This window comes from Streptomyces sp. NPDC101227 (assembly GCF_044767545.1).
GTDB lineage: Bacteria > Actinomycetota > Actinomycetes > Streptomycetales > Streptomycetaceae > Streptomyces.
The window spans coordinates 64196-76659 of sequence record NZ_JBIWOD010000025.1 but is presented as its reverse complement, the minus strand read 5'-3'; the positions used below and the strand labels follow the sequence as shown (position 1 = coordinate 76659).

At 67.3% G+C, this 12464-nt stretch carries 12 protein-coding genes and 1 pseudogene; 8 read left to right on the top strand and 5 right to left on the bottom strand.

Annotation, left to right across the window (positions count from 1 at the left end):
- Positions 1-332: 332 nt before the first annotated feature.
- From ACIRPT_RS37160 to ACIRPT_RS37150, 3 genes are all read left to right on the top strand, one after another.
- On the top strand, positions 333-1073 hold the full coding sequence (locus tag ACIRPT_RS37160) for a class I SAM-dependent methyltransferase (RefSeq protein WP_403835653.1): 741 nt from the start codon (positions 333-335) through the stop codon (positions 1071-1073).
- 638 nt (positions 1074-1711) lie between these two features.
- A complete protein-coding gene (locus ACIRPT_RS37155; RefSeq protein ID WP_403835651.1) occupies positions 1712-2152 on the top strand; it encodes a recombinase family protein in 441 nt (146 codons plus the stop codon).
- A gap of 215 nt (positions 2153-2367) precedes the next feature.
- Positions 2368-2880, top strand: coding sequence for a DinB family protein (locus ACIRPT_RS37150; RefSeq protein ID WP_403835648.1), 513 nt, complete (start codon positions 2368-2370; stop codon positions 2878-2880).
- Between the two features lie 232 nt (positions 2881-3112).
- On the opposite strand, the gene ACIRPT_RS37145 is transcribed toward ACIRPT_RS37150, so the two are convergent.
- Complete coding sequence (locus ACIRPT_RS37145; RefSeq protein WP_403835646.1) at positions 3113-3988, bottom strand: zinc metalloprotease; 876 nt, start codon at positions 3986-3988, stop codon at positions 3113-3115.
- Positions 3989-4464: 476 nt separating this feature from the next.
- Entirely contained in the window at positions 4465-4632 is a 168-nt protein-coding gene (locus ACIRPT_RS37140) for a hypothetical protein (protein ID WP_403835644.1), read from the bottom strand.
- A 163-nt stretch (positions 4633-4795) separates the two neighbouring features.
- Here ACIRPT_RS37140 and ACIRPT_RS37135 point away from each other — a divergent pair, with 163 nt between their 5' ends.
- Entirely contained in the window at positions 4796-5173 is a 378-nt protein-coding gene (locus ACIRPT_RS37135) for a helix-turn-helix domain-containing protein (protein ID WP_403835641.1), read from the top strand.
- A gap of 289 nt (positions 5174-5462) precedes the next feature.
- Here the strand turns inward: ACIRPT_RS37135 and ACIRPT_RS37130 are convergent, their stop codons facing one another.
- Complete coding sequence (locus ACIRPT_RS37130) at positions 5463-6170, bottom strand: M24 family metallopeptidase (RefSeq protein WP_403835638.1); 708 nt, start codon at positions 6168-6170, stop codon at positions 5463-5465.
- Between the two features lie 198 nt (positions 6171-6368).
- Between ACIRPT_RS37130 and ACIRPT_RS37125 the strand changes: the two genes are divergently transcribed.
- Together ACIRPT_RS37125 and ACIRPT_RS37120 are read left to right on the top strand one after the other, a co-directional pair.
- On the top strand, positions 6369-7043 hold the full coding sequence (locus ACIRPT_RS37125; RefSeq protein WP_403835636.1) for a pyridoxal 5'-phosphate synthase: 675 nt from the start codon (positions 6369-6371) through the stop codon (positions 7041-7043).
- Between the two features lie 88 nt (positions 7044-7131).
- The gene (locus tag ACIRPT_RS37120) at positions 7132-7908 is read left to right on the top strand and encodes a class I SAM-dependent methyltransferase (RefSeq protein WP_403835633.1); all 777 of its coding nucleotides are present in this window, start codon (positions 7132-7134) and stop codon (positions 7906-7908) included.
- Between the two features lie 269 nt (positions 7909-8177).
- Here ACIRPT_RS37120 and ACIRPT_RS37115 read toward each other — a convergent pair whose 3' ends face one another.
- Positions 8178-9371: an FG-GAP repeat domain-containing protein gene (locus ACIRPT_RS37115; RefSeq protein WP_403835631.1), complete on the bottom strand. Its 1194-nt coding sequence runs from the start codon at positions 9369-9371 to the stop codon at positions 8178-8180.
- A gap of 1113 nt (positions 9372-10484) precedes the next feature.
- Between ACIRPT_RS37115 and ACIRPT_RS37110 the strand changes: the two genes are divergently transcribed.
- Positions 10485-11072, top strand: coding sequence for a molybdopterin-dependent oxidoreductase (locus tag ACIRPT_RS37110; RefSeq protein ID WP_403835629.1), 588 nt, complete (start codon positions 10485-10487; stop codon positions 11070-11072).
- A gap of 51 nt (positions 11073-11123) precedes the next feature.
- Here the strand turns inward: ACIRPT_RS37110 and ACIRPT_RS37105 are convergent.
- Positions 11124-11631: pseudogene (locus tag ACIRPT_RS37105) on the bottom strand (substrate-binding domain-containing protein).
- A gap of 364 nt (positions 11632-11995) precedes the next feature.
- On the opposite strand from ACIRPT_RS37105, the gene ACIRPT_RS37100 reads away from it, so the two are divergent.
- Positions 11996-12415 (top strand): molybdopterin-binding protein, encoded by a 420-nt coding sequence (locus ACIRPT_RS37100; RefSeq protein ID WP_403835626.1) that lies wholly within the window; start codon positions 11996-11998, stop codon positions 12413-12415.
- The last annotated feature ends 49 nt before the right edge of the window (positions 12416-12464 follow it).

The window sequence follows — 12464 nt, the reverse complement described above, 5'->3', positions numbered from 1 at the left end:
CGGCGGATCTCGCGCCCCAGCCGAGGTGACATTCGAGGTGTCCTGCCCAGGTGCGCAGCTTCACGTCCAGGTCTTCCAACAGCCCGACCGCCGCCCGCAGCGCCACAATGCCGCCGCGCGCCGTAGATCGCCCCGGCGCTGCCAATCATCTGTTCGCCCCCGCACGTCCCCCCGTACACACGACCGGGACGACGTCCGGATCTTTGTGGGTTCCGCCAGTACGCCGGCTTGCCGGGATCCGTAGAGACTGCCAATCAGAGGCCGCGGCGCGCCCGAGGACGGGGGACCGTGCCGTGGCCAAGGACATGACGAAACACGGGGAGGACAGCGCTGTGAGCACACAACAGTACGACGAGATCGGTGAGGCGTACGAGGGCTTCAAAGCCCTGCCACTGGAGCAGTACGCAGTGGTGCCCAGCTTCCTGGCGATGGTCGGGGACGTGCGCGGCAAGTCGGTCCTCGACCTGGCCTCCGGCACCGGCTTCTACAGCCGGGAGTTCAAGCGGCGCGGCGCCACGGAGGTACTCGGAATCGATATCTCCGGCGAAATGGTCGCCGTGTCGGAGGCACTGGAGAAGGCCGCCCCGCTGGGCATCAGCTACGAGGTGGGCGATGCGTCCGAGCTGCGTCCCTTCGAGCAGCGCTTTGACATCGCCCTGGCGGTCCAGTTGCTCAACTACGCGTCGGACACCGCCACCACCGAGCGGATGTGCCGCAACATCCACCGGAGCCTGAAGCCCGGCGCCGAGTTCTTCTTGCTCAACCAGTCGCCCGACTTCCGCTTCGACGGGCCGACACCGGAGAAGTACGGCTTCCGCAGCGTGCTCACTGGTGAGGAGGTCGAGACCGGACCGCAGGTCCGGACCACGGCGCTGCTCGACCCGCCGGTCTCCTTCGTCGCCAACCTCCCGCGCCGCGAAGTCTACGAAAAGTGCCTGCAGGCAGCCGGATTCAGCGAGCCGGCCTGGGTTCCGCTGACGGTGTCGGAGGCCGGCGTGCGCGAATTCGGTGCGGACCACTGGGCGGATTTCCACGCCAACCCCCCGCTGGAGATGCTGCGCTGCCGCGCTTGACGACAGTCCGGAAATCCGGTGGCCCGCCCTCTGGGATTCGCCCAGGGTCGGGCCATCGGTCGTTGGTCATGGTCGCACCGAATCCTCAACCGGTTGACTAATAAGCGCAAACTGTCCTACTGAAGAGCTCAGCCACAGCCGGTAATTCGGTGCTCGCTATTTCCCTCTCAGAAGTCGATCTCCATACCGCTCTCCTGCGAACCCGTCAGCAGGTCCCGAAGGGCTTCCTCATCAAATATTGGGATGCCCTCGCGCCATGCCCTGTCGACCTCTCTTACCTGCGAGCGGAGTAGTCGATCGTGATCGTGGGCCGCTGGCGTAGGAGTTACTCGATGGGACGTGGTAGACAGCCTGACTCTTCCCCTACCCACGAAGTCTTCGGATCACTTTGTCAGGAACACCGACGGCCCACGGCCCATGATGGCGTCGGCGAATTCTCATGACTCACGGCCTTGACTAGTCATCCGGTCGGCAACTCCCCCTCGGGACCTTGAATTATCGATGGACACAGACGGGTGGCGCGCACGGCTTCACTCAACAGCTCACCCATCTCCGCATGGATACGCCTGGGGCAATCAATTCCAATCCCGCCTCTGTCAGGGCCCGTTCGAGCGCCTCCCAAACGCCCCGGCGCGTACGTGCGCCTCTCCTCCGACCGCTTCGGCCTGGAGGCCGGAGTCGACCGCCGGCTGGAGGATGCCGAGGACTCACGGGCCCGTCTTCGCTGGGGCCCCTTCGTCAAGATCCACAAGGAGAACGACACCTCGGCCTTCAAGAAGCGCAAGATCGTCAAAGCCGACGGCCCCGTCGACTGGATGGTGCCGCGCCCCGAGTTCCGCCAACTGCTCGCCGACCTCGCCCACGACGTGATCGACGGCGTCATCCTCTACGACCTCGATCGCCTCGTCCGCCAGCCACGCGACCTCGAAGACCTCATCGACATCGTCGAGTACGTCAAGCACCCGGAAACCGGGGCCACCGGCGGCCGCATGAGCCTGATCAACGGCAGCGACCCCCACATGGCCGCACGATGTGCGTCATGGCGCTCAAGTCCTCGGAGGACACTGCACGTCCGGTGAGGGTGGCTCGGCAGAGGTGGAGCCGGCGGGCAGACGATGGCTAGGCCGTTGGCCGTGGTCCTTCGCGGCGAGCAGCGGTCCATGCGGCGAGCAGCTGCGCGTACTCATCCTGCTCTTCGGGCCATAGGGCCCGGCCGGTGTGCCGCATCAGGCAACGTTCACCCTGTGGTGAGGCCCGCCTGCCAACGAGTTCGACCGCTGGCGATAATCGACCGATGAGTACCGTCGAACGCCCTATGCCGCCCCTGAACGCCGACGAGCGCACCACGCTCGAAAGCTGGCTCGACTTTCACCGCACCACACTCGCCATGAAGTGCGAGGGCCTGGACGATGAGCAGGCCGCCGTCGCGTCCGTGCCACCGTCCGGTTTCACTCTGACCGGTATCGTCCAGCACATGGCGGAGGTGGAGCGGAACTGGTTCCGCCGAGTGCTGACTGGAGAACAGGCCCCGCCCATCTACGACCCGCAGGCTGACCCGCATGGCCCCGACGGCGGCTTCGAGCTGGCCGAGGGCGCCACTCTGCACGACGCTCTCGCCACCTGGCACGAGGAAATCGCCCGCGCCCGCGAGCACTGCACCGACCGTGCCCTGGCCGACACCGGTCGCTTCATGGAGCAGGACGTCAGCCTCCGCTGGATCTACGTCCACATGATCGAGGAGTACGCCCGCCACAACGGCCACGCCGACCTGCTCCGAGAACGCATCGACGGAGCCATCGGCGTATAGCGCCGGTCAGACAGCGTTGCCCCTGTCACGACGGGTATGCGCGCTGGCCGTTGGCGACGGAGGTCTCAACTCGTGCCGTATCGGAGAGCTTATGCCCCGTGGTGACGTGACGCGCCGTCCGGATGCCGGTCCCGGGCGGCGCGGTGCCGCCAGGCTGCGGCACTCGGGCGTGTCCGATAGGTCGTGAGGTGCCTGCCCCGGCATCAGTAGCGCGTGCCGGCCCGGGAGATGCCTATGACAACCTGATGCCGCGGTACTGGGCCAGGATCCCGGTGATGCGCTGGTACTGGCCGGAAGTGAAGCGGTTGCGGCAGTTGTCGTTGGAGTCGTCCATGTAGTTGTGGATCGGGTCCGCGCCGGGCTGCGGACAGGTGTTGCGGCCGGTGGGGCAGCCCACGGCCGGGGAGGCTTCGGCCGGGGTGTCGCTGACGTAGTCGCCGTCGCCCGAACAACCGCCCTGGTAGGTGCTCCAGAGCCCGGCCCAGTGGCCGATCAGATTGATTGCCGTCTTGCCCTGGTGGTGGTGAGGGCGGGTACCGCCGGGCATGGTGTCGTACGAGAGCACCACTCCGTCGTCACCGGGGCGGGAATTGCAGTCCCAGGGGTAGGTGGACCAGCCTCGGGTGGCGTCGGCGTGGACCGAGAAGATGTTGAGAATCTGCTGGTTGCCCTGGTGGGACTGCATGATGCGAGCCTCGTCCTGGCTGCCTTGAGCAACGCCGTGGAGTACCGAGCGGGGCACGCCGTGGCGGTTCACTTGCTGGAGGTTGAACGACAGCCCGATCGGACTGAAGGCGTGGTTCACCACGTTGAGCTGCTTCGCGATGGCCGCGTCGGTGATGTTCCCGTCAGACGGATTTTTCTCGTCGTAGAACACATTCCAGACAACCCCTACGCTGGACGCCATCAGCTTCTGCGCCGGGTGGATGCTCGGGCGCTTCTGGAAGTCCCTTTGCACGGCTGCGGCCGGTGCCATGCTGACGGTGGCGTCCCCGCGACCGGTGCTGGTTTCCGCCGCCGAACGAGTGACGCAGGCGTGCGCCGTACCTGCGGCACCGGGACCGGCCGGGACGACCAGGCAGGCAGCCAACAGCCCCGACAGTGCCATCCCGCGGCGAAGCATCCTCGTAGCCTTCACACCTCACCCTTCGTGTGAGTCCGTGTCACTGTGTGTGGATTGCATGCCAGCAGCCGCGTTCGTTCCGTTCCCTCACGAACTGTGGAGCGGCAGAGCGCGGATGCAACCGTGCACCGACGCCTATGGCACCAGCCAGGCGACGCTAGCGACAGCAGACGCACGGCGCCCAACACACTGACAAAGAGCGCTCGTTCGCAGTAATGCGAGTCAACACCCCAGTACACGGGCGGAGCCGGCAGTCAGCGTGGGGCGTGGTGCAGGGAAGAAATCGGCGCCCGGGCAGAAACGCCGGACCGGTGTGACGGCCGCCCATCGATGGCGGACGGGGGTGAGGTAAGCGGAGGAGTCGCCTGGGCCGGGTCCGTCGCCACCTCGGTTGGCGCCGCTCCGCAAGCACGGCCTTTGCCACGCTGCCCCTGCTCGTGTCATGGCCCATCGGACAGACCCTAGGCCGTTGGTCGCGGTCCGTCGCGGCGAGCGACGGCCCATGTGGCGAGCAACCGCTCGTACTCGTCCTGCTCGTCCGGCCACAGGGCCCGACCTGTGCGGGCGGCCATGAACAGGCGTATCGCCTCGTTGACCTCGTCGGCATCAGGAACGCATCTGGTCGCCATGATGCGGATGATACGGCCGGCCACTGACAAACGCTCCGAATTCGGGAGCGATCACGCGAACGGCCCCAGCCCGCGACCGAGAGGCAGTGAGGGATTGGAGCCCAAGCGATTGGCCCTGCCCCATACTCTGGCAGTGACGAGCTGAACAGAGAGGGGCAAGGCCATGACCGATGCCACCCCCGACCCGTACGCCACTCCGCTGGTCTTTGGGCAGAGAATGCGGATCCTGCGGGAACGCCGCGGAATGTCTCGTATCGTTCTGGCCGGCCTGATCGGCATGTCGCCTTCCTGGGTGAAGCGCATCGAGAACGGCCAGTTGCAGACACCCGGGTTGGACATGATCCTCCGTATCGCCGAGGCACTTCGGGTTCGGGTCCTCACCGAACTCACGGGGCGCACCAGCATGCGAGTTGATCTGTTCACCGGCCCAGGGCACCCCCGGCTCGCCGCCGTGCGTGCGGCTGTGAACGAGTTCCCCGTCACCGGCGACCGACCAGCCCCCGTCACCGAGTACATGCGCGCCCGGCTCGCGCGCGCCTAGGCGTCGACCGGTCGGCGCCGTGCTCCAGGCGTCCGCTCAGCCGTCTCCGGGGGGTGCCGGGGAAGTTCGCCACGGCTTGCGCTGCTGTGGTCGCGGCAGGTCGAGGCTGCCGTAGTCCTCGCCGGGGATGGCCCGGCAGTAGGAGTGTGGCACGCAGATCTCGATGGCCCGTACTCCCAGACTCGGCCCGCCGCGGCCACGGCTCGGGAACTTCCCGCCTGTGGCCGTGGTCTGTCCTGCGCCCCACCTCGGGCGGCTTCGAAGACCAGCGAGGTGAGGCAATCGGAGGTCAGGCGAGATCGAGGAGTTGTTCGTAGAAGCCGCCGAAGCCCCTTTCCAGGTCCACCAGATGAAGTTCGAGGATCCAGTGGCAGGTCCGCCCTGCGCGGTCGGTGCGGCGCAGTGGGGTGTCGTTCTCGGGGGTGATGTAGGACTCGGCCTTGGCTCCGTCGTTGGTCTCGTGGGGGAATTCTCCGACGAGGTGGCCGGCGTGCCAGATGCCAATGGTCCAGCCGGCCTCGGCGGCGAGGCGTTCGACCTCGGCGTGCAGCTGTCGACCGGTAATAGCCGGATCGGCGGCGAAGAAAGCACGGCCGGCGTCGAAGATGCGCGGCAGGTCCTGGAGGAGACGGTGCTTGTGCGGGTCGTCGCCGAAGACGTATGTGCGGCCGAAGTCCGCCTCGTACTCCTCGAAGATCGGCCCGAAGTCGGCGAAGGCGATGTCGTCGGGGCCGATGACCCGGTCCGGCGGGTTGTCCCGGTAGGGGCGGAGGGTGTTGGGGCCGGAGCGGATGATCCGCTTGTGCCAGTGCTTGGTGGTGCCGAACATGTCGTTGGCCAGGTCGCGAATCAGGTCGCTGACCTCGCGTTCGCCCCGGCCGGGCGCCACCAGTCCGCGCGCCTCCACCTCGGCGAACAATTCGATGGCCTTCTCCTGGGCCGCCACCAGCCCCTCGACCCGCTGTACCTCCGGGACGTCCGTCGTCTCGAATGTCATGAGGCACTACCCGCACGAGAGCGGGCCAACGGCCCGGTCCGACTCAGCGACGTGTAGACGGGCATCGTCACTACCTCCAACGTATTCATCACAAATGCAGCGAATTTTGGGGAAACACTCAAGCAATTGCCAAGAGATTGTCGAATCCTAGCCGCATATGCAGGATGGGTCGTGTCGCATTTCAGAGGAGGCGGTCAGGTGGGCGACAGAGACCACGGCAGTGCCGTCCGCGCATGGCTCCGGGGCATCGAGGTGTTCGCGGGACCGCTTCCGGAGTTCGCGCCGGAACGGGCTCCTGCGGATCCTGTGGCGCTGTTCCTGTCCTGGTTGTCCGACGCCGTGGCGGACGGTCTGCGCGATCCGCACGCGATGACCTTGTCCACTGTCGACGAGGCCGGTGACCCGGACGCCCGCGTGCTGATCCTGAAGGGGGTGGACGGCTCGGGGTGGCAGTTCGCCGGGCACGGTTTCAGCCCCAAGGGGCACCAGTTGACCATCCATCCGCGGGCCGCACTCACCTTCCATTGGCCCCAGCACGGCCGGCAGGTGCGCCTGCGCGGGCCCGTGACACCGGGGTCAGCCCAGGACAGCGCCGCCGACTTCCTCAGCCGTTCGGTGACCGCCCGGGCCGAGTCGCTGCTGGCCCGCCAGAGCCAGTACCTGACGGACACCGCCGAGCGCGACCACGCTCTCGAAAAGTCACTGGCTCGGGTCGGGCAGGACCCTTCACTCGTCGACGCCGGCTGGACCCTCTACACCCTCGCCCCGGATGAGGTGGAGTTCTGGCAGGCGGCGAAGAGCCGTGTACACACCACCCGCCTGCGCTACGAGCGCGCAGCGGACGGCTGGGAGCGGTGCCAGCTCTGGTCGTAGCTCCTGCATCTACTCCGCGGCCCGGCCGACACCACCGGCGGTTCGCGAGCCCTTCCCTGACCCTGCTCACGAGGCGAGGCAAAACGGTATGACCACACGCACCACGGACGGCAGCGCCGGCGACGTCGACTACGGGGCCTTCGGCTCCGACTACTCCTCCTTCCGCCGGCCGGACGAGCGCATCGCCCGGTTCATCGCCGAGGCCCTGGGCGAGTCGCGGACCGTGCTCAACGTCGGTGCCGGCGCCGGGTCGTACGAGAGCGCGGCGCGTACGGTGACTGCGGTCGAGCCCTCGGAGTCGATGCGCGCCCAGCGCCCCGCGCCACTCCCCCGGGCCATCGACGCCGTCGCAGAGGACCTGCCGTTCGCCGACGGCGAGTTCGACGCGGCGATGACGCTGTTCAGCGTTCACCAATGGTCCGACGTCCGGGCCGGCCTGCGCGAGATGCGACGGGTGACCCGCGGGCCCGTGGTCGTCCTGACCTGCGACCCCACCCTGGTCCGGGAGTTCTGGCTGTACCGGTACGCGCCCGAAGTCCTCGACACCGAGGCCCGCCGCTACCCACCCCTCGCAGAACTGACCGCCGCCCTTGGCGGCACCGGCACCGTCCGGACCGTGCCCATCCCGTCGGACTGCACCGACGGGTTCAACGAGGCGTACTACGGGCGCCCCGAGATGCTGCTCGACCCGGCTGCCCGCCAGGCGTGTTCGGCCTGGAGCTTCGTTGACGACGCGGCCCGCGAGCACTTCGACCGGGCCCTGCGCGAGGACCTGGACAGCGGGGCCTGGGACGAGGAATTCGGCCACCTGCGCGGTCGGCCGACGTACGACGGGTCGCTCGTGATCGTGCGCGCGACCCCGTGAAAGGAAGAGGAACGCACGATGGCAGTACCCGACCGGATGGACGAACAGCTGCGGGCCCTTGGATGGGTGGAGGCGCAGCGGAAAGGCGCCGCAGCAGCAGCCTTCACCTACGCGTCCAGCACCACACCCGGTAGCCGTGGACAGTGCTCAACGATGTGCGTGTGCCGGCGAGACGGGCTCGGCGATCGCATCATCGCAATCGCCGAGCCCGCGACGCACGTCAGCGTCTCATAGGCAGCCGCCGGAAACGGCTCGTCGGCTACGGCACCTCAACGGTGGTCTCGCAGGAGCCGCCGACCGCGATCGAATCCGTGCCCGGGAGCGTCGGACCGCCGTTGGTGTGTTGCCGTCGGCCGCCGCTTCGTCGTGTTGAGCAGCACCGACGCGTCGTTGACGAACGTCGCCGAGCTATTGCTGTTGGCCGTGGCGACATCGGGACGCCCGTCGCCGTCGAGGTCGGCTACTGCTGTGGCCTGCGGATTACTACCGCCGTTGAGCCCGAATGCCAGCGGCCTGCCGAACGCACCAGTGCCGTCGCCCTCAAGCACCATGACCTCGTCCGAACCGGTGCTGGAAGCGACCAGGTCGGCGTGGCCATCGCCATTCAGGTCGGACACCGACGCGGAGCTGAGGTTCTTCCCCGCCGATAGGACGCTCGCAGTGCCGAACCCGCCCGCGCCATCGCCGAGCAAGACAGCGACGCGCCCCGGCAAGCCGGGCGCCACGATGACGGCGTCCAGCTTGCCATCCTCATTGACGTCGGCGAGCTTGAGCGTGGACGGCAGTGCCACACCGGCCGAGACGCTCGACGCCGTGCCGAAGCCCCCTTGTCCGTCGCCCGGCAGCACGGAAAGCGTGCCGGTCGATGAGTTTGACGTGATGAGATCCAGATGGCCATCACCGTTGAGATCGGCGGCCGCGATGCCCTGTGGGCCGGTGCCGCCGCCCAGTCCGAACTGCGTCGCCGCGCCGAATGTGCCGTCGCCGTTGCCGAGCACTACCGAGGCGTTGTTCGTGTTCGCGTTGGACGTCGCGAGATCCGGCTTGCCGTCCTCGTCGAAGTCGCCCACGGCGACGTCAGTCGGGAAGCGTGCGACACACGGGTTGTCGCCCGTGGTGTCGCACCCGGACCTCGGGTTGAGTTGCACCTCCGCTCCGGCGCCGAGAGCGCCGGATCCGTCGCCGAGCCAGACCAGAGCGACATTGCCGCGCCCGTCGTGGCTGATGACGTCCATGTGGCCGTCGCCGTTGACATCGCGGATCACTGCCGAGTGGAGAAATTTGCTCCACACGGTGCGTGGCGCCGCGTACTTCGTCACAGCGCCGAAGCGGCCGCCACCCGAGCCGAGGAACACGCCGAGGCCCTCGGTGCGGATCGCCGTCACGAGGTCCGGTATCCCGTCGTTGTTGAGATCGCCGATCGCGACGGCGGAGCTGCCGCGGCCGTTGTCATCGAGGTTCACCGCGGTACCGAACCTGGTCGTGTGGGCGACGGCCGCCGAGGCCGGGCTGTCGGCCATCACGACGGTCGCTACCGCGAAGATGAGCGTCAGAACTCGGCGTGACCGACCGCGCGTGAACGCAACTGAGCGGCCGTCCGGCGTGCGGTGCCGACGTGGTGATCTGTGCATGGGTGAGGCCCCTCCTCAGGGCCTGATGAACAAGAGTTGGTGACGCACTTCGGCAGTACGACCGCCGATTGGCAAAGTGCTGTGCCGGTCGTTACCGATCCGGCCGGCATCCATGGCCGAATGGCATGGCGTCAAGCGACTGCCGGTTGGCGGCTGCCGCGTGGGCGCCCTGCCGGCAGGAGTATGCAAACCGCCGAAACCATGACGTGCGGGGCGGACAGCACGTCGGAGGGCCGGAAGGCGGCTCGGTAGGCGGCGACCGCGGAGAGAACAGCCGTCGGCATCGAGTGGCAGTTCACCACGAGTGGCAACCCCGGCCCTCCCGCAATCGGTGCGCTGCCCCAGGCGCTCGCGGCTGAACCTGTCCACGTTCGAGCGATCGAGGCACGGCCGGCGCGGCGGCGACGACACTCGGGGTCAGATCGTGCTCGGCGATCCAGTACCGGGTGTACCCGAGCCGGTTCGGCATGGCGTGCCAGGTCGATCGTCCGGTGCAACGCCAGCGCGGGAGTCGAACCCGAGGCGAGGGGTACGAGGTCAAGTACTGGGAGCTGGACGGGTCCTTCAGACGGCACTTAGACCCACCCCCCTCACAGTTTGCGTCCGATCGGCGAAACACCCAGAGCGCGGATGCCACGAACGGTCTCGGTTGTCGGCCCGGGACCGCGATGTCCGGCACCCTGCCCTGGGCGAAGACAGTGAACCAACGGACCGGAAAGGAAACGACTGGTTGCGAACACGAAAGACGGCCGCATGGCGTGCCCGCGCCCTGGCGAATCCACCAGGAAGGCGGGAGACGGGCCGGGAATCGACTTGCGCGGACTGGATGGATCACCCAAGAGGCGAACCTGCCACAATGTCCAGCATCTACCAGATGAATCGGTGCTTCGACCTCACATATGCATATGCTGCCGAGGCGAATGATCGAGACTGAGGAGGTGCAGGATGACGAACGAACGCCTGCCCCCGGGGCAGCAGGCGGCCAGGGGATGGCCTGTGTCCCACTACGGCCCGGTGCCCAGGTTCCGTGCCGACCGCTGGAACCTCCAGGCCTTCGGAGCCACCGCGACGGGAGAGAAATACTCCTGGTCGCTCGAGGAGGTCACGGCACTCCCCACGACAACGGTCATCGCGGACCTGCACTGCGCATCGGGTACCTCGACCTTCGGCCACGAGTTCTTCGGCGTGCCGGCCGCCGTCCTGCTGGAGCTGGCGCCTCCTGGCCCACACGTCACCCACGTCATGGCGTGGGCCGAGTACGGCTACAGTGCCAACCTCCGCATCGAGGAATTCGCTTCCGAACAGACACTTCTGGCCACTCATCACAACGGCGAAATGCTCACCGCCGAGCACGGCTTCCCCCTGCGCCTGGTCGTCCCCCACCTCTACGGCTACAAAGGGCCCAAGTGGCTGCGCGGCATCGAGTACATGACGCAGGACCGGCGCGGCTTCTGGGAGGAGCGGGGCTACCACAACCTTGCCGACCCGTGGGCGGAGCAGCGCTACTCGTACCAGGAGGACGACTGCCTCTGAAGGGTTGAACCGCCTTGCGAGCGATGCCACCTGACGGGCCTCGCAGGTGATTCAGGGGCTCTGGAAGCCTGCCTGCCGCAGGATCTTCTGGGTCTCGGGCGAGGAGAGCCACTTGACGAAGGCGTCGGCCGAGGCGGCGTTCTTGGTTGCCTTCAGGGTCGCCGCCGGGTAGGAGGCAATGGCGTTCTGGTCGTCAGGGATCTCGACCGCGTCGACCTTTCCCTTGGCCACGGCCGCGTCCGTCCAGGGCATCGGCGGGGGCGCCCTGCTCGACCTGCGCGGCCAGCTCCTGTGAACCGGCGAAGGAGAACGCGACCTTCGTGCCCGGATGTTCCTTCTCTTAGGTCGCACCGGCGGTCTTGAACTCATCAGTGAGGGAGGCCGCGGCCAGCACGGTCAGGTGCGCGGCGGGCGGCTTCCCCGGCCCGGTCGCGGACGGTGTCGGGGACGCGGAGGTGCCACTGCTGCCTCCGCAGGCGGCCAGGACGGGAACGAGAACGGCGCCACTGAGGAGGCCGACAGCGGCCCGGAATCGCCGGACGACAGAGAGAGCGCGCATGGCAGAATTCTTCTCCGGTGCCGTTATCTGGGCCGCATGCAAATATGCACCAGCTGGCGGGATCGGTACCGTATTTGCCACGACAGAACTTCCACCAGGCCCTCATTTGCAATTGCCGGACCTTTCCTCATGGCGTGCGGACGACCACCCGAGCGGAAGGAAAACCCCAGCTCAGGTGGGCTGATTCCGCTGCGAGCCATGCGCATCATGGAGCTCTCCTGGAATACGCAATGAGGTTGCGCCAATTTGGCTGGCAAATGCACAACTAACGTTCTGGGCATGATTTTTCATCCGGTATTGTCGGGCGTGGCGCACGTCATAGAAGTGCTTGCCGATCCGTTTCCGACTTTGTGAGGCGTGTTTCATGAGCCTGTCCATCCGCAACCAGATTCCCGGCACGGTCCTCTCCGTCACCGCCGGTGAGGCCATGGCGTCGGTGAAGGTGCGTCTGGCCGCTGGTCAGGTCATCACCGCCGCGATCACCACTGATGCAGTGAAGGACCTGGGACTGGCCGAGGGATCTGCCGTCAAGGTGCTGGTGAAGTCCACCGAGGTCTCCCTCGCGACCGGCCCGGTCGAGGGCATCTCCATCCGCAACCAGATCGCCGGCACGGTCACCGACGTCTCCACCGGTGGCGCCATGGGCTCGGTCCGCATCTCCGTCGAGGGAGGTGGGCTGACCGCCGCGATCACCAAGGACGCCGTCGAGGACCTCGGCCTGGCCTCCGGCACCTCCGTCGTGGCCCTCATCAAGGCCACCGAGGTCTCCCTCGCCGCCGCCTGATCACCCGCTGACCCGCTGAGGACCGCGCACCGCAATGGTGCGCGGCCCT

Coding starts and splice junctions, on each gene's coding strand:
- ACIRPT_RS37140 (WP_403835644.1), bottom strand. CDS start 4,632: ATGGCGACCAGATGCGTTCCTGATGCCGACGAGGTCAACGAGGCGATA.
- ACIRPT_RS37120 (WP_403835633.1), top strand. CDS start 7,132: ATGACCACACGCACCACGGACGGCAGCGCCGGCGACGTCGACTACGGG.
- ACIRPT_RS37150 (WP_403835648.1), top strand. CDS start 2,368: ATGAGTACCGTCGAACGCCCTATGCCGCCCCTGAACGCCGACGAGCGC.
- ACIRPT_RS37145 (WP_403835646.1), bottom strand. CDS start 3,988: ATGGCACTGTCGGGGCTGTTGGCTGCCTGCCTGGTCGTCCCGGCCGGT.
- ACIRPT_RS37130 (WP_403835638.1), bottom strand. CDS start 6,170: ATGACATTCGAGACGACGGACGTCCCGGAGGTACAGCGGGTCGAGGGG.
- ACIRPT_RS37135 (WP_403835641.1), top strand. CDS start 4,796: ATGACCGATGCCACCCCCGACCCGTACGCCACTCCGCTGGTCTTTGGG.
- ACIRPT_RS37110 (WP_403835629.1), top strand. CDS start 10,485: ATGACGAACGAACGCCTGCCCCCGGGGCAGCAGGCGGCCAGGGGATGG.
- ACIRPT_RS37100 (WP_403835626.1), top strand. CDS start 11,996: ATGAGCCTGTCCATCCGCAACCAGATTCCCGGCACGGTCCTCTCCGTC.